Origin of the sequence: Christiangramia lutea (genome assembly GCF_022489035.1) — a bacterium.
Classification (GTDB): domain Bacteria; phylum Bacteroidota; class Bacteroidia; order Flavobacteriales; family Flavobacteriaceae; genus Christiangramia; species Christiangramia lutea.
Genome location: NZ_JAKVTV010000003.1, coordinates 183,505 through 199,938, shown reverse-complemented (window position 1 = coordinate 199,938; position 16,434 = coordinate 183,505). Strand labels below are relative to the sequence as shown.

Annotated in this window: 16 protein-coding genes; 14 read left to right on the top strand and 2 right to left on the bottom strand. The window is 38.5% G+C overall.

Annotation, left to right across the window (positions count from 1 at the left end; translation table 11 throughout):
- Window positions 1–2: 2 nt before the first annotated feature.
- A complete protein-coding gene (locus ML462_RS10270) occupies window positions 3–1,052 on the top strand; it encodes a glycosyltransferase family 9 protein (protein WP_240713727.1) in 1,050 nt (349 codons plus the stop codon).
- A complete protein-coding gene (locus ML462_RS10265) occupies window positions 1,049–2,119 on the top strand; it encodes a CDP-glycerol glycerophosphotransferase family protein (protein WP_240713726.1) in 1,071 nt (356 codons plus the stop codon). Before ML462_RS10270 ends, ML462_RS10265 begins: the two co-directional genes overlap by 4 nt.
- Here ML462_RS10265 and ML462_RS10260 read toward each other — a convergent pair.
- Window positions 2,112–2,873, bottom strand: coding sequence for a lipopolysaccharide kinase InaA family protein (locus ML462_RS10260; RefSeq protein WP_240713725.1), 762 nt, complete (start codon window positions 2,871–2,873; stop codon window positions 2,112–2,114). The genes ML462_RS10265 and ML462_RS10260 overlap by 8 nt on opposite strands.
- Window positions 2,874–2,995: 122 nt before the next feature.
- Here ML462_RS10260 and ML462_RS10255 point away from each other — a divergent pair, with 122 nt between their 5' ends.
- The 9 genes from ML462_RS10255 (at window position 2,996) to ML462_RS10215 (ending at window position 10,673) form a co-directional block, all read left to right on the top strand.
- Window positions 2,996–3,895 (top strand): polysaccharide pyruvyl transferase family protein, encoded by a 900-nt coding sequence (locus ML462_RS10255; protein ID WP_240713724.1) that lies wholly within the window; start codon window positions 2,996–2,998, stop codon window positions 3,893–3,895.
- A 163-nt stretch (window positions 3,896–4,058) separates the two neighbouring features.
- On the top strand, window positions 4,059–4,307 hold the full coding sequence (locus ML462_RS10250) for a hypothetical protein (protein ID WP_240713723.1): 249 nt from the start codon (window positions 4,059–4,061) through the stop codon (window positions 4,305–4,307).
- A complete protein-coding gene (locus ML462_RS10245) occupies window positions 4,253–4,618 on the top strand; it encodes a hypothetical protein (RefSeq protein WP_240713722.1) in 366 nt (121 codons plus the stop codon). Before ML462_RS10250 ends, ML462_RS10245 begins: the two co-directional genes overlap by 55 nt.
- A 239-nt stretch (window positions 4,619–4,857) precedes the next feature.
- The gene (locus tag ML462_RS10240; protein ID WP_240713721.1) at window positions 4,858–5,976 is read left to right on the top strand and encodes a glycosyltransferase family 4 protein; all 1,119 of its coding nucleotides are present in this window, start codon (window positions 4,858–4,860) and stop codon (window positions 5,974–5,976) included.
- Entirely contained in the window at window positions 5,951–6,520 is a 570-nt protein-coding gene (locus ML462_RS10235) for an L-threonylcarbamoyladenylate synthase (RefSeq protein WP_240713720.1), read from the top strand. Before ML462_RS10240 ends, ML462_RS10235 begins: the two co-directional genes overlap by 26 nt.
- A 3-nt stretch (window positions 6,521–6,523) precedes the next feature.
- The gene (locus ML462_RS10230; RefSeq protein ID WP_240713719.1) at window positions 6,524–7,954 is read left to right on the top strand and encodes a CCA tRNA nucleotidyltransferase; all 1,431 of its coding nucleotides are present in this window, start codon (window positions 6,524–6,526) and stop codon (window positions 7,952–7,954) included.
- Window position 7,955: 1 nt separating this feature from the next.
- Entirely contained in the window at window positions 7,956–8,972 is a 1,017-nt protein-coding gene (locus ML462_RS10225; RefSeq protein ID WP_240713718.1) for a COX15/CtaA family protein, read from the top strand.
- A 33-nt stretch (window positions 8,973–9,005) separates the two neighbouring features.
- Window positions 9,006–9,518: an IS1096 element passenger TnpR family protein gene (locus ML462_RS10220; protein ID WP_240713717.1), complete on the top strand. Its 513-nt coding sequence runs from the start codon at window positions 9,006–9,008 to the stop codon at window positions 9,516–9,518.
- A 96-nt stretch (window positions 9,519–9,614) separates the two neighbouring features.
- A complete protein-coding gene (locus ML462_RS10215) occupies window positions 9,615–10,673 on the top strand; it encodes a nucleoid-associated protein (protein ID WP_240713716.1) in 1,059 nt (352 codons plus the stop codon).
- 66 nt (window positions 10,674–10,739) lie between these two features.
- Here the strand turns inward: ML462_RS10215 and ML462_RS10210 are convergent, their stop codons facing one another.
- Window positions 10,740–11,804: a hypothetical protein gene (locus ML462_RS10210; RefSeq protein WP_240713715.1), complete on the bottom strand. Its 1,065-nt coding sequence runs from the start codon at window positions 11,802–11,804 to the stop codon at window positions 10,740–10,742.
- 94 nt (window positions 11,805–11,898) lie between these two features.
- On the opposite strand from ML462_RS10210, the gene ML462_RS10205 reads away from it, so the two are divergent.
- Genes ML462_RS10205 through ML462_RS10195 form a run of 3 tightly spaced genes read left to right on the top strand, consistent with a single transcriptional unit; the run spans window position 11,899 to window position 16,433 of the window.
- The gene (locus tag ML462_RS10205; protein ID WP_240713714.1) at window positions 11,899–12,804 is read left to right on the top strand and encodes an ABC transporter ATP-binding protein; all 906 of its coding nucleotides are present in this window, start codon (window positions 11,899–11,901) and stop codon (window positions 12,802–12,804) included.
- Window positions 12,804–13,640: an ABC transporter permease gene (locus tag ML462_RS10200; protein WP_240713713.1), complete on the top strand. Its 837-nt coding sequence runs from the start codon at window positions 12,804–12,806 to the stop codon at window positions 13,638–13,640. The genes ML462_RS10205 and ML462_RS10200 overlap by 1 nt, the downstream gene beginning before the upstream one ends.
- 12 nt (window positions 13,641–13,652) lie before the next feature.
- The gene (locus ML462_RS10195; RefSeq protein WP_240713712.1) at window positions 13,653–16,433 is read left to right on the top strand and encodes a T9SS type B sorting domain-containing protein; all 2,781 of its coding nucleotides are present in this window, start codon (window positions 13,653–13,655) and stop codon (window positions 16,431–16,433) included.
- Window position 16,434 lies beyond the last annotated feature (1 nt).

Below are 16,434 nucleotides of genomic sequence, written 5' to 3'. Positions count from 1 at the left end.
ATTTGAAGATACTTGTAATACAAATGAAAATGATTGGGGATGTGCTTACATCCTCAATCCTATTTGAGGCTCTTCGGAAAGAATTTCCAGAAGCCGAATTGCATTACATGATCTACCAAAATACATTTCCTGTTGTTCAGAACAATCCCAATATCGACAGGATCATCATGCCCGAAAAAGATCAGAGCTTAAGAAGTCTGATAAAAAATGCCAAAAATGAGGGATATTATGCGGTGATCGATGTTTACTCCAATCTTCGAACTGCTCTGTTAACCGGGCTTTCCGGGGCTAAATTTAGGATCGCTTACAGTAAAAAATATACAAGACCGCTATGCACTCATGTTTTCAGCAGAAAAATCGAAGCGGAAACCTCTGCCGGTGCGGCAATTGAAAAAAGGCTCAGAATGCTCTCCCCTCTTTCTGATAATTTCCCGAAAGAAATAAAGCCTAAAATTTATCTGAAAAAGGAGGAAGTTGCGCAGGCAAAACAACTTATTACAGATACAGGGATAGATCTTTCTAAAAACCTTTATATGATTGGAGCCTTAGGAAGCTCTCCCCGAAAGACCTATCCACTACCCTATCTGGCTCCACTCCTGGATGGAATTATTGAAAAGACAAATGCAAATTTGTTATTTAATTATATCCCTTCCCAGAAAGATGATATTGAAGAACTTTATAAGCTTTGCCAGCCAGAAACCAGGAACAATATACATCTTGAAATTTATGGAAAAAGTTTGCGTGAATTTCTTTCCCTTACCTACCATTGCGATGGTTTAATTGGTAATGAAGGCGGATCGGTAAATATGGCCAAGGCTTTAAACATTCCAACTTTTGCTATTTTCTCCCCTCCTTTGAACAAAGAGAACTGGAATATTTATGAGGACGGGAAGCGGAACATTTCGGTTCACTTACGAGATTATGACAGTAGTATTTTTAAGGCTAAGCCCGAAAAGCAGCTAAAAAAGGATTGGGAAAGACTTTATAAAGCCTTTAAGCCTGAGTATATCACCGGGGAACTGGATAAATTCTTAAAAATCAATTCAAAATGAAATACCGTTTCCTCATTTATATAAACCACGCCTACGCCATTCCCATCGGCAAACCTTTACAGGAAGAAATTCAAAGACGTGGTTATCAGGTAAAATGGTTTTCTGGATTGGAGGATCCTAAAAACCTGTTTCCCCAAAATGGAGAGTTGATAGATCAAATTCAGGACGCAGTAGACTATAAGCCGCATGTTGTTCTGGCAGTTACCGATACCGTTCCAGATTTTATCTCTGGACTAAAGGTGCAGGTATTTCACGGTTTTCCGGCTAACAAAAGAAAAGGCACCGACCAGTTTACCATACGTGGTTTCTTTGACCTTTACTGCACTCAGGGACCATCGAGTACGGGTCCGTTCAAGAAAAGACAGGAAAAATATAAAAGTTTTGAGGTAAAAGAAACCGGCTGGTCCAAAATGGATCCACTTTTTCCTCTTGAAAAAACTGAAAACGAAAAACCCATTATCCTAATTTCTTCGACTTTTACCAGATATTACAGCCTGGCTTTGAAAGAAGATGTAGTCGCTGAAATTGAAAGGCTTTCCAGGACGGGAAAGTATCAGTTCATGGCGGTGTTACATCCTAAACTCGGAAATGAAACCAGGGAGAAATTCAGAAGCATGGAAAACGAGAATTTCAAGTTTTACGATACTACAGACCTTATCCCTTTATTCAAAAAGGCAGATATCATGTTCTCTGATACTACCTCAGCGATCATAGAGTTCCTGCTACAAAGAAAACCTGTGGTCACTTTCCAGAATAACATGCCGGGATCTTATTTGATTGATATCTCCAAGCCTTCAGAGATCGAGAAAGCTTTCGATAAAGCTCTGGAATATCCTACAGACTTAATCAAGGAGATCGATAAGTTTGCGGAGTTTTCCCAGCCTTTTACAGATGGTAGATCTAGTGGAAGAGTGATCCAGGCCTGTATAGACTTTCTGCATAAGGACAAATCTTATCTGAAACCTAAACCTTTGAACCTGATTAGGAAATATAAGATCAGGAAGCAATTGAATTACTGGACATTAAAAACTTACTCCAAAGCATATACCATCCCTGAATCTAATTAGTCTTTTTCCAGAATTTCAGTTTTTTCTTGATTCTTTTTTTCCGCTGGAATTTTTCCTGGAACTGGTTCGTATAAAACCACATCTTCGCGAACACTTCCGGTTTTGGCCTTCCTATTAACTTTGCATACTCATCGGCCATAATTTCAACCATTTCCTTTTTTGGGGTAAGCCGTGAGAAATTAAGCATTCGTTCTTCAAATGAAAGCTCTTTGAAGTTCATTCGGTTTAGGTCTACCAGAAAAAATTTATAATCCCCACCTTCCTTTTGAATTAACGTGTTTCCTGGAGAATGATCCAGGAACTGGACCTGTTTTTCATGCAAATCGAAAGTAAAACGGGTAAAAGCTCTAAGGATATACTCGTGATCTGGATAATCTGGCTCAGTGACCAGTTCACGATAAGTGAGGTCGTAATGCATTTGATTACTTATATAATAACTTTGCCCAAAGGTTAAAGCATGGTTTTTCTCGAAATATGCAATAGGCGTTGGGGTACCTACAGCTTTGGATGTCAACAGGCTTGCGTATTCAAATGATCTTTGAGCCTTAGATTTTCTGAAAAACCTATAAGCTATTTGGTTTACAAGATTTGGTATTCGAAAAGATTTAATATTGATATCCTTTCCATTTATCTGAACTATTTTCAAGGTATTTCGGGATTGAAAAATAGTTTCTCCTTCTTCATTGAAATTCTTAACCAGGTCGATAATTTCAGCCTGATGATCTTTATATTCCGGTGAAATCTTAAAATTCATGCTTCAAATTTAAAATAATACCGGATTATTCTACTTTTGGAAAGACCTAAAATGAATTATGTTTTATACTTCCAGACTTTAAAAGCAAAAAAATCTCTTAATTTTGAGGTCAACTCACTTATATGGTCAAAAAATTCCTGAATTCCTTAGAAAGGAAAAAATCACGTCGAAGATCTTTAAAAAGGATTCGCAATTCTGTTCAGTCTAACGAAGATGTAATAAACATTCACCGAATTAATAAACAGAATGTTGGTGATTTTTACTGCGCACCTCACCATTATTTCGACAGTCTGAAGAATACTGAACTCGATATCTTTTTATATCGAGAGACTGAAAAGGAAAAGCAAGATCACTTTGTGAACACTATCAATAAAAATTCTTTGATCGTAGGTGGCGGTGGCTTGCTGAACCGCGGGAGTTTTGAGAAGCAAATGAAGTTATTCGAGGAACTTGCACAGAGAGGTAAAAAAATTGTTTTTTGGGGTGCAGGGCACAATTCTAAAAAAACTGGAGATTTTAAAAAGCTCTCCAATTATAACATAGATATATCCAGGTTTGGATTATCGGGAACCAGGGATTTCACAGGCCCAGGGGAGTACGTCCCGTGTGTTAGCTGCATGCACCCGGTATTCGACAGGGAATATTCGGTCGAAAATGAAGTGGGTATCGTGTTTCACACTAAAAGCCTGAAAGATGAAAAACTTCTGCAGAAATTTTCGATTTTACCCAGTAGTGCTAATAACGATGATATTGAAGAATTATCAGGTTTTATTGGTTCCTGTGAACATCTTATCACGAATAGCTACCACGCCATGTACTGGGGAATGATATTAAATAAAAAAGTTACAGTTGTTCCCAACTCTTCAAAATTCTACGATTTCAAATATGCCCCTAATATTTCAACTTTTGAAGACTGCCTGGATGAATATAAAAAGGCCAGGGCATATACCGGCATAAGGGAAGAATCGATTGAAATCAATAAAAAGTTCTACATGAAGGTTGCCGATTATCTAAAACTCTAACAAGTTTTTTTTCCTGAAATATCTACCAACCAACGCCATAATGTTAAACAAAAGCCCTTATATCATTCAAATAGGAATATCTGAAATTAATTTTTTTTTATTTCGGTTAATTATTCTGAAAAAAACGTAAATTAAATTTTATTTACCTATAAAACAGATGATTATGAAAAATTTAATGTTGCTACTATTACCCTGTATCATTCTGTTGAGCTCAGAAATTGTACAGTCTCAGGAAACAGCATACGACCTTAGAGATCTTATTGGTGCAAGGGGGAGTTCTTCAGAAATTGCAATTGAAGACAGAGGTTATGATTTGATTAAAGTTGATAAAAGTTCTGGGCAGATTTACCAGTACTGGTGGAACACAGGAAAGACCGTTGTGCTATTGTTAGAATTGCCGATGGAAGAGTGAAATCTGCAGTTCGAGCCCCAGAGGCCGACTGTGACAAAGGAAGATACTCAGACTCTAGTTATAGAGATCGCGATAGAGGAAGAAATAGTGGAGGAAACCGTAATTATGTTCGTTACCAGGACCTTGAAGGTGAAATGGCTCTACGGGCCTATGATGAATTGGAATATAGAGGATTCAAGGAAGGTAAAAATCACTCGAACGATGGAAAAACTTATCGGGTTTGGTATAATAGCAGGACAGACCAGTGTATTAAAACCCTAAGCGTAAATAAAAGAATTAAGGAGATCATGGAGTCCAACAGATGTTATTAATTCTATTTTTTTGTTAATTCATTTCAGGAATTTAGATAATTCCCATTATTCTAAAAGAAAGTGTTTTTTCAGTTCTGATAGATTTTCATAATTATGCCCTTGTTAAAGCAGGGGCATTTTTTTTAAAAGGTCTGGATTGACAAATGTTATTATCTAAAAATTTCATGAAATTAAAGTAGTTCGAATACTAGAGTTAGGAATCCACATTATATTTACGGTTTCTAAAATCTAACCACCTGGTGAAAAAGTTAAAAATTCTGCATCTATCCGCTGCCAAAAACTGGGGAGGAGGTGAAAACCACCTTTGTAATTTATGCACAGATCTTAAAGATGCTGAACATTATGTTTTATGCCTGAGAAACTCTGAGGCGCATAAAAGACTTCCCAGGCTTGCCATCAGAACAATTATTTCACCTTTGCTGGTGAAATTTGATTTGAGATATGTTTGGAAAATTATAAGGATATGTAAAAAGGAAAAAATAGACCTTGTCCATATTCATGATACCACCGCTCTTACCCTTGCCGTTATGGCAACCTTCCTTTCAAAATTACCTCCTTTTGTTCTTAGTAAGAAGACCTCTTTTCCAATAAAAAAGAGAGAACAAACACTTTTTAAATACAACCATCCCCAGATTAAAAAGATTCTTTGTGTATCAAATTTCACCAAGGAAGTAACTGCAAATTGTATAGTTGAAAGAAATAAATTATCTACGGTTTATCATGGTACCAAAATTACGAAAAAAACCGGATCTGCTATTTCCCTAAGGGAAAGATATAACATTCCGGAAGAAAAGATCCTGGTTGGAACCATCGCAAACCATATCAGGGCCAAAGATCTTGACACCTGGATAGCTACCATAGATTATGTAGTCAACCGGCTGGGGATGAAAAATTTCTATTTCATCGAAATTGGAAAGATCACCGAAAGAACCGAAGATTTCAATCGACAGATCAGGGAAAAGAACCTTCAGGATTATTGTATGTTTACGGGCTTTTTAACGGAAGCTTCAGAATTGATATCCCAGTTCGACATTTCGCTTATGACCTCACAAAGTGAAGGTATCCCACAATTCATCTACGAAAGCTTTTATAACCGAGTTCCGGTGGTAAGCACCAATGTTGGGGGAATCCCCGAAATAATAACAGATGGTGAAAATGGTATGTTAAGCAATCCATTCGAAGCCTCCAGATTAGCAGATAAATTGATAGCTTTGTCCCAGGATAAAGTTCTTCAGAAAAAATTCACTGAAAGGTCGTATAAAAAGCTGATCGAGAACTTTACCACTACAGAAATGGCCAGGCAAACCCTGGCTGAATATAAAAAAGTGCTATATGGAGAAAATAGATCAGGAAGTTAGAAATTGTCTCGAAGTAATAAAAAAAGGAGGTATCATTTTGTATCCCACAGATACGGTTTGGGGAATAGGCTGTGATGCTACCAATGCGGAAGCAGTGGATAAAATTTATCAGCTTAAAAAAAGGGAAGAATCCAAGGCCCTGATCTGCCTGGTTTCTAATTTTAAAATGCTGGAGCAGTACGTGGAAGAAGTGCCAGAAATGGCCTACGACATTCTGAAATATGCTAAAAAACCAACTACAGTGATCTATGATAAACCAATTAGGATTGCAGAGAACCTGGTAGGTGAAGATGAATCACTTGGTATAAGGGTGGTAAGGGATACCTTTTGTTCAGACCTTATCAAAAAAATGAAACGTCCCTTGGTCTCTACTTCGGCAAATGTAAGCGGGCAACCTACACCACAATCATTCGATCAAATCACCCCGCAAATTTTAAAAGGTGTAGACTATGTAGTAAATTTGCAGCGTTCAAAAAAATCACCGCGACCTTCTGCCATCATTAAGTTGAGCAATGACGGTCAGGTGAGTGTGATACGCAAATAACAGATGCCGAAATACCACAATTACAGCAAAGCTTTACATCATAAAATTTTCAGTATAATTTCAGAGGCTGCAGATGAGCTATCTGTAGACGCCTATGTAATTGGTGGTTTTGTTCGCGATCATATTCTTGATCGTGGAGATCATAAAGATGTGGATATTGTTGCGGTTGGCAGTGGAATAGAACTGGCAAAAAAGGTAGCCGAAAAACTTCCCAATAAACCCAAGGTACAGGTATTTAAGAATTTCGGAACAGCGATGCTGCGTGCCTACGACATGGAAATAGAATTCGTGGGTGCCCGAAAGGAAAGTTATCGCCAGGATAGTAGAAAACCAATTGTTGAGGACGGTACCCTGGAAGATGACCAGAACCGCCGAGATTTTACTATCAACGCGCTTGCACTGAAGTTAAATAAAGATGGTTTTGGAGATCTGCTTGATCCTTTTGATGGTTACGAAGACCTCAAAAACAAGATCATTAAAACCCCTTTGGACCCAGACATTACTTATTCAGACGATCCTTTAAGAATGTACCGGGGGATTCGCTTTGCGACTCAGTTGAATTTTATCATTGAAACCGAATCCCTAAAAGCGATCCGGCGAAACAGGGATCGAATAAAGATCATTTCTAAAGAAAGGATTCTTGATGAATTGAACAAGATCATGTTAAGCGATAAGCCTTCCAAAGGTTTTGCTTTGCTTTACAAAACCGGATTATTAAATAAAATACTTCCCGAGCTTACTGCTCTTCAAGGAATAGACGAGGTGGAAGGACAGACTCATAAAGACAATTTCTGGCATACCCTGGAAGTGGTAGATAATATTGCTAAAAATACAGATGATCTTTGGCTAAGATGGGCGGCCTTGCTCCATGATATCGGTAAAGCGCCCACTAAAAAATTCCATAAGAAGATCGGCTGGACCTTCCACGGTCACGAATTCGTTGGCGCGAAAATGGTTTTCAAACTATTCAAAAGACTTAGATTACCATTGAACGATAAAATGAAATTCGTTCAAAAAATGGTGTTAATGAGTTCAAGGCCAATTGTAATTGCAGATGATAGTGTCACCGATTCTGCAGTGCGCCGTCTCATTTTTGACGCAGGGGATCATATCGAAGATTTAATGACCCTTTGCGAGGCTGATATCACCACTAAAAATCCAAAGAGGTTCAAAAAATATCATAATAACTTTAAATTGGTTCGAAAAAAGATCCAGGAAGTTGAAGAGCGGGATCATGTTAGAAATTTTCAACCGCCGGTTAGCGGTGAAGAGATCATGGAAACTTTTGGGATCAAGCCTAGCAGGGAAGTTGGCCTTATCAAAGATGCTATTAAAGAAGCGATCCTTGAAGGTGATATTCCCAATGAATATGAACCTGCCAGGGATTTTATGATCGCTAAAGGTGAAAAGCTTGGTTTAACCAAAGTAGAATAAAATGTACAGGAATTTTGTAAAAGTCTCTCTTATCCTGGTTTACCTGGTTATTATTGCCGGTGCGGTCGTGAGAATGACCGGTTCCGGTATGGGGTGCCCGGACTGGCCAAAATGCTTTGGTTATTATATCCCTCCTACAGAAATTTCTGAAATAGAATTTCAGCCAAACCGGGAATACAAAAAAGGCCAGGTAATTATCGTTGACGAAACTCTTAAAGTAGCCGCGAGCGACTTTGTTTCATCTGAAAATTACGAATCTGCTAACTGGGAGAATTACGAGAAGCACGATTATGCGATCTTTAACCCAACTCACACCTGGGTGGAATATATCAACAGACTTTTAGGTGCACTCGCCGGGCTGGCAGTTTTAATAATGGCTATTTTATCATTCAGTAAGTTCAAATCTCGTAAGAGGATTCCTATTCTTTCATGGATCTGCGTATTCCTGATGGGATTCCAGGCCTGGTTGGGAGCAACGGTAGTATATTCGGTGCTTGCGCCAGCAAAGATCACCATTCATATGGTTATGGCCCTGGTAATTGTAGCTGTATTACTTTACCTGTTGAAAATATCTTCAGAAAAAGAGACAGATCAGTTCAAAACAAAGACATTTCAAACCTTGCTCGCAGTTGCAGTGATCCTGACCCTTATCCAGGTAGTCTTAGGTACTCAGGTTCGCCAATTTGTAGATGAGCAAATACGTAGCCTTGGTTATGACACCAAAGAACTATGGCTAAATGATCCCAATATCACCTTTTACATCCACAGGTCTTTCTCCATAATTGTTCTTGCCCTGAATTTATTTTTATGGTGGAAGAACAGGAAATTAAACCTTAATCTGAACAGAATTAATATTGTAATAGCTTTAATATTGCTGGAGGTTGCAACCGGAATTGCTATGTATAATTTCGACTTCCCCTTTCTGTCCCAGCCTTTACACCTGGTGATCGCTTCACTCCTATTTGGCTACCAGTTTTACCTGTTAATGGAAAGCCAGTATGCTCAAAAGAAGATTTAAAAATTGTAACTTTGCCGCGTTAAAATTTTAATTATGGTTTATAGATTCCGAGTAATTCTCGATGCTGATGAAGATGTTTTCAGAGACATAGAAATGCTTCAGGAAAGTACCCTGGAAGACCTTCATAATACTATCGTTCAGTCCTTTGGATTTGATGGCACAGAGATGGCTTCGTTTTATATTAGTGATGAAGAATGGAACCAGGGCGAGGAGATCCACCAATTCGATATGAGCGGGAACGATACCTCCATAAAACTGATGAATGAAACTTCCCTGGATAGTATTCTTTCTGAAAAACAAACCAAACTTATCTACGTTTACGACTTTCTTAAAATGTGGACCTTTTTCGTGGAGCTGGGACAGATCGCCGATATCGAGGAGGGACGTGATTATCCTAACCTCATGTATGTTCATGGCCAAATTCCAGATAATGCTCCGGAAAAAGAATTCAAAGGAGAAACTGAAGGCTCTCTGAATGGTGATTTTGATGACGATTTCGACGTGGATGGATACGACGATTTTGAATTCGACGAGAACTGGAATTAATCAGATTTTTCTTTTTTACGCCGGTTAATTTCTTCTGAAAAAACTTCTTTCGGAATTCATTTTTTTCAACTTTATTTAGCAAAATTTCAGATATAGATGATCAATCTTTTTAATGCCCAAATCGAATCGCTTTCCATACATCGCGTAGGAAACAAGAATCGTGGTGAAAACATGTTCGTTTCTGCCTCTACATTTCATTTGAATGATGAAATCAAACCTTTGATCAAGGAATATTTTCTGAAACCTTTCCGTGAAAAAGAAGAATCCTATTATCGTTTTCATCATGAAACCGACATAGAGTTCAATGAATTATATAATTTATCGAACCAGATTTTTGACGATCCATTTAACACACATGAATATTCGAAGAAAATTGCTACTCTTTTATACGAACAGTCCACTCACCCACATATTAAAAGCGGTGAAGTGTATGTAGTGTATTTCGAAGGAATGCAATTGGATAATGAAAAAGTTTCCGCGATTGGGATCTTTAAGTCTGAGCTAAAACATGATTTCCTGCAATTCGAGCAGAAACAAAGCAATCTTGAGATGATCGTTCAGCAGGGAGTGAATCTTCAGAAACTGGACAAGGGAGCGATCATTTTCAACAAGAATCGCGACGAGGGTTATAAGATCCTTTCCGTAGATTCAAATAAATATGACACTAAATACTGGTTAGAGAATTTCCTGGGAGTAGATGTACTTGCCGATGAGAATTATTTCACCAAGAACTACCTGAATTTCGCCAAGAATTTCGCGAAGGATGTGGTACTTCCTGCAGAAGACAAGAAGCAGGAGGTGATGTTCATGAACAGAAGCATGGATTATTTTGCCAAAAATGATGATTTCGAAGAATCGAACTATATCAATTCGGTGATCGATAACCCTGCCCTAATTCCTGAATTTCAGAATTATAAAACTGAAAAAGCTCCAAAATACAAGGTTGAAGATCTTACCAATTTCCCTATCGCAAACAAGGCAGTTACAGATGCTCGAAAGAAGATCAAAAATGTGATCACTCTCGACACTAATATTCAGATCAAAATGGATTTTGTAAATGCAGATTCTGCCGAGAAATTCGTGGAAAAAGGTTGGGACGAAGACAAACAGATGTATTACTACCTGGTTTATTTTAATAAGGAAGAGAAAAAATAAACGTCATTCCGAATGAAGTGAAGGAATCACACTCTGTTGAGACTGCTTCCCTTTATTCGCGGTTACCTATTCCAGCAATCGTTGCATATTCACATTTTCATAATTACGCTTCACAAAATCCAGGGCGGTTCTTAGGATCTGTCCCATGGTACTCGCTCGCTTGAATTTCATATCCTTGGAAAATGCATAAAGGTCGTTCCTTAGCTCCTTGACATTCTCCTTGGTAGAAACATGATCATTGATCATACACCTAATTAGCTCCTTATACCTGCTTTGAGTATTGATCATTCTTTTGGCCAGGAGAGACCGTTCCTCCCTGCGATACTGGTCTATCGATGAATCTTCCAGTTTATCTGAAACCAGTTTCACCATAGTATAGTTCTCCTTGAAGAATTGAGGACGGTAGACCTTTAAATTCCCCTCGAAACATTGCTGATCAAAATCGATAGCCCTGATCTGATATTCCACGTGATCGAAATCATGGGTTGGGATCACTACATAATTATAAGATCTCATATCCCCTAACAAGCGTACGGTACATCTTTCATTAAACTTCACGAACTGTTTTGCGATCTGGGTTTGTGCTCTTAAGTCGCATTCAGGAAGATGATCTTCAATAAAGACATCCCCGGGAATTCCTGCAATATGTTCTTCAATAAGGGTGTCTTTATATACCAGGAAATTGATTCGGTGAGGAGAAAGAAGGTGTTCAAATTCAAGACCATAAAGCCTTGAAGCATCAGCCTTTTTTACATAAAAATAGGTAAAACTATCATTCAAAATGTTCCTTACCTTAATTCTGAAAGGTTTGGAATTCCCAAAGGTACAGTAGTCGATCGCATCTACGTTCAGGTAATCCAGGGAATCATCGCTACCATCGGAATGTAGAATGGTATAAACTTTCTTAAGACTATTATCGATCTCGATCCTTTCATGGTCTGGATAATAACAGCGCACCCAAAAGGTATCTTCATCATGTTGATCGTATACCACTATAGACCCTGAAAACCTCAAAAGATCGTCATAGAACACCGGGATTTTAGTGTTGCGATTATATTTTGCCAGATATCGGTTGAAGCGCTCATTTATAGGAAATGCCGGCTTTTTTTTTGACATCAGTTTTTCATCCATGTTTTACCTCGTTTTGCTCAAAATTAAGCTTATTATAGGGAAAGCTGTAACAAAATCCTATTTTAGACGTCGTATTTTAAACATCTAACCAATCTTGGAAACAATTTTAAGTTTAAATAACCTCACTAAAAAATTTGGCGGACTCACAGCTGTCGATAATTTAAGTTTTAGCATTGAAAAAGGGAATGTTTACGGTATCCTGGGACCAAACGGGAGTGGTAAATCCACCACGCTGGGAATGGTCCTGAATGTTGTAAATAAAACCTCCGGAGATTTTCAATGGTTCGACGGAAAAATGTCTACTCATCAGGCTCTTAAAAAAGTGGGTGCCATTATCGAGCATCCTAATTTCTATCCATACATGACTGCGGTGCAGAACCTGAAACTGGTATGTAAAATAAAGGGGACTAGTAAGGATAAGGTATTAGAAAAGCTTGAAATCGTAGGACTTTTAGATCGGAAGGACAGCAAATTCAGAACTTTTTCCTTAGGGATGAAACAGCGTCTGGCAATTGCCTCTGCCCTGCTTAACGACCCGGAAATTCTTATCCTGGATGAACCCACTAACGGACTAGATCCACAGGGAATTCATCAGATAAGGGAAATAATAAGAAAGATCGCAGCCGGTGGAACCACAATTTTATTAGCATCGCACCTTTTGGATGAAGTGGAAAAAGTTTGTTCACATGTGGTAATAATAAGAAAAGGGAAGAAATTATATAGCGGGCCGGTAGATGAGATCATTAATAGTTTTGGCTTCTTTGAATTGAAAGCTACAGATATGCAGAAGCTGGAAGAACTTCTGGGCACTCATCCCAAGATAGGTAAGATCACAACCAAGGAAGAAACTTTAACTGCTTTTCTGGAGGAACCAATGGAAGCGAACGAGATAAACAGTTACCTTTTTGAAAAAGGCCTTTCACTCTCTTACCTGAATAAACGCAAGGAAAGCCTTGAAGAACAGTTCCTGCAATTAACCAACCAAACTGAACAGAATTAATGTTACGATTACTGGAAATAGAATATAACAAATTACGCTATAGCCGCTCGGCAAGGATACTTATTATCACCTATTTTATCCTCATAACTTTTATAGCTCTTATAGCTTCCATAGAATTCAACATTGGTGAAATTGAATTCAGAGTGGCGGACCAGGGAATATTTAATTTCCCTTACATCTGGCATTTCAACAGTTACATCGCTGCTATTCTTAAATTATTCCTGGCCATTGTGATCGTTTCCATGATGTCTAATGAATATAGCAACCGAACCATAAAGCAAAATCTGATTGATGGGCTTAGCAAGAAAGAATTCATACTTTCAAAGTTTTTGACCGTACTGGTATTCTCCGGAATTTCAACCTTATTCCTTTTTATTGTCACTATGATTTTGGGTCTTTCATTTTCTGATTTTAATGAACTGTCCATTATCTTTTCTGACCTGGAATACCTGCTGGCCTATTTTGTAAAACTCACCGGTTTTTTTGCCTTCTGTATGTTTCTTGGAATTCTGGTAAAAAGGTCAGCTTTTGCCTTAGGTTTTCTCGTGGTATGGGCAATATTCGAAGGGATCGTTCATGCGATAATGGAATTTAAATTGTTTAAAGGAACCGATCTGGCTTCCAGTATCATGCAATTCTTTCCTCTGGAATCTATGAGCAATCTAATCGTGGAACCTTTTTCGAGATTGAATGCGGTACAGGCAGCCGCCACTCAAATAGGAAGTGAATTAAATAAAGACTACGGAATTCACTGGTATCAGCTTCTTATCGTAATAGCATGGATAGCCATATTTGTATATCTGTCTTTAATGCTTTTAAAAAAGAGGGATTTATAATATATTGGAGGTTTGGCAGGAGAAATGAGGATTATCTATTTTATCACATGTATTCTCTCCATCTTTATTTATTCCACTACTACAGCTCAACAGGAAGCTGCCAACTGGTATTTTGGGGATGGTGCAGGAATTTCATTCACTACAGGTAATCCTGTTCCTTTGACCGATGGGAGAATTCAAACTATCGAAGGTTGCGCCTCAATCTCAGACAGAAATGGCAACATGCTTTTTTATACAGATGGCTCTACTGTATATGACCGAAATCACGAAGTCATGCAGAATGGCTCTGGTCTTAAAGGAAACGTATCCAGCACACAATCGGCCATCATAGTTCCAAAACCAGCGAACCCGGGGTTCTATTTCATCTTTACCGTAGATAAACCAGATTATTTCAGAGTTTCAAATGATCCTATTGAAGGTGTACATTATTCTGAGGTAGATATGTCTTTGAATAATGGAAATGGAGGGATCATTTCCGGACAAAAAAATATTCACCTTATCACCTACGATCCTTCAGATCCTGTTGAAAATGAATTTAAAAGTTCAGAAAAGATCAGTTCAGTAATCGCCGGGGATTGTATTTCCTATTGGGTGGTTACACAATTCACCAATAAATTCTATTCTTTCAGGGTTACTTCATCAGGAGTTGAAATGAACCCGGTTGTTTCAACAATTATCAACAATTTCAGGCCATTAATTAACGATAATGACCTTAACGTTACCGCACCAGGTTATATGAAAATTTCCCCCGATGGTAAAAAACTGGCTGCAGCTTATAGTGGTACAGCCCTGGGTAGCCCGCGCTCTGGAGGTGGAAAAAAAACAGGAAAGGTGTTTTTATATGATTTCGATGACCTTAGCGGGCAGGTATCTAATGAAAGATTATTATTGGCCAATGCGTACCCCTATGGAATTGAATTTTCGGGTGAATCCAAGAAACTTTACGCTACTTCAAACACCTATAGTCAGGATGATATTCTGCAAAGTGGTGAATTATTTCAGTTCGATCTGGAAGCACCCGATGTACAGGCTTCAATTACACAAATTCACAGCTCCAGAAATGTTGCCGGAGCACTTCAGCTAGCACCTGACGGAAAAATTTACCGGGCCGGCTATCCAACCGATGCCGGCTATGTTTATTGGGATAAACTTTCAGTAATACATGAACCCGAAGAAGATGGAAATGCTGTGGATTATAGACATAATTCATTTGATATAGAACCTAAAAGCGTTAAATTAGGTTTGCCTCCATTTGTTCAGTCCCTTTTCAATACTAATTTCGAATTTGAGAATATCTGCCTTGGAGAAGTAACCGAATTCACTTTGTCTGGAGATTTACAGTATGATTCATTACTATGGGATTTCGGGGACGGTGCCACTTCAACAGACCCCAACCCGACTCATGAATTTGCCGAAGCAGGAATTTATACTGTGAGCCTTACCAGGACATTAAATGGGATTCAAAGGGATCCTGTTTGTGAGGAAGTAACAATATTTGGAATTCCGGAGGTGCCTTCTGGCTTCACGCTAAAGCAATGTGATGAACAGGATGATAATAGTCAGGATGGGCTGGCAGAGTTTAACCTTCAACTCGCCAAAGAGTATCTGGCAGATGGCAATCCCGGGCTTCAGCTATACTTTTATATAGACAGGCAATCTGCTGAAAATGATGTGGACAACCAGAATTCCCTTGATAACATTTTTCGAAATACCATACCAGACCAGGAGATTTTTGTAAAGATTAATGGTTTTGGCAGCAATTGCTACAAGATCACCAGCATGAGGCTTCAAACCACTGAAAGCGTAGATCTCAACTTAAATCCCGCAAGCGGTTGTGATCTTGGAAATGGCGAAGCTGAGTTCAACCTGGATATCATAGAAGAAAATGCGATTATAGACCTTGGGTTAGACGAGGACGTATCTCTTAGTTTCTATGAAAATGAAGGTGACGCTGCCCTTGGTGAGAATCCTTTACCGGAATTATATCAATCTCAGCCAAGAGAGATCTATATTCGTGCTGACAGTGAAGGTTTTTGTTACGGTTTCGGAAAAATGCAACTGGAAACGACGAGTTTACCTCAAACTCAGCAATTCAATGAATTTAGTGGATGCGCTGATATATTCCCGATTGAACTTGGCGCGGAAATGAACATTCCTAATCCGTCAGATTATTATTTTCAATGGAGTACAGGTGAAACAGGAGAAACGATCCAGGTGAATGAAGCAGGGCAATATACTTTAGATCTTATTCTGCGTGAGTCGGGATGTGGAAGAGAGATGACCTATAACATAGAAAAATACGAGCCTCCGCAAATAGACCAGATCGAGATCGAAAATAACGGAAAAGATAATGACCTGAATATTATCACCAATTCCTCTGAGGAAGCCACCTTATTCGCCCTTGATAACCCCAATGGACCATATCAAACAAGTCCTGAGTTCCGGAATGTTCCGGGTGGAAAACATACGGTCTATGTGAAAAATGAACAGGCTTGCGAAGTTGGAGAGGCGAATGTTTTTCTTTATGGATTTCCCGAGTTTTTCACTCCAAATAGTGATGGTTACAACGACCTGTGGAGACCATATGATATCCCTGACCCGGAATACAGATTGAAATTGATTTCTATCTATGACCGTTATGGAAAATTACTGGTACAATTACCTTATAACACCAAAGGCTGGGATGGTAATTTTAACGGCAATCCAATGCCCTCAGACGACTATTGGTTTGAAGTTGAACTGGCTAATGGCAAAGTATTTAAAAATCATTTCTCATTACTGCGTAAAAATTAAT

What these genes read in the sequence shown, in the direction of transcription:
- ML462_RS10265 (WP_240713726.1), top strand. Translation starts at nt 1,049, where the DNA reads ATGAAATACCGTTTCCTCATTTATATAAACCACGCCTACGCCATTCCC.
- ML462_RS10260 (WP_240713725.1), bottom strand. Translation starts at nt 2,873, where the DNA reads ATGAATTTTAAGATTTCACCGGAATATAAAGATCATCAGGCTGAAATT.
- ML462_RS10255 (WP_240713724.1), top strand. Translation starts at nt 2,996, where the DNA reads ATGGTCAAAAAATTCCTGAATTCCTTAGAAAGGAAAAAATCACGTCGA.
- ML462_RS10250 (WP_240713723.1), top strand. Translation starts at nt 4,059, where the DNA reads ATGAAAAATTTAATGTTGCTACTATTACCCTGTATCATTCTGTTGAGC.
- ML462_RS10235 (WP_240713720.1), top strand. Translation starts at nt 5,951, where the DNA reads ATGGAGAAAATAGATCAGGAAGTTAGAAATTGTCTCGAAGTAATAAAA.
- ML462_RS10230 (WP_240713719.1), top strand. Translation starts at nt 6,524, where the DNA reads ATGCCGAAATACCACAATTACAGCAAAGCTTTACATCATAAAATTTTC.
- ML462_RS10225 (WP_240713718.1), top strand. Translation starts at nt 7,956, where the DNA reads ATGTACAGGAATTTTGTAAAAGTCTCTCTTATCCTGGTTTACCTGGTT.
- ML462_RS10220 (WP_240713717.1), top strand. Translation starts at nt 9,006, where the DNA reads ATGGTTTATAGATTCCGAGTAATTCTCGATGCTGATGAAGATGTTTTC.
- ML462_RS10215 (WP_240713716.1), top strand. Translation starts at nt 9,615, where the DNA reads ATGATCAATCTTTTTAATGCCCAAATCGAATCGCTTTCCATACATCGC.
- ML462_RS10210 (WP_240713715.1), bottom strand. Translation starts at nt 11,804, where the DNA reads ATGGATGAAAAACTGATGTCAAAAAAAAAGCCGGCATTTCCTATAAAT.
- ML462_RS10200 (WP_240713713.1), top strand. Translation starts at nt 12,804, where the DNA reads ATGTTACGATTACTGGAAATAGAATATAACAAATTACGCTATAGCCGC.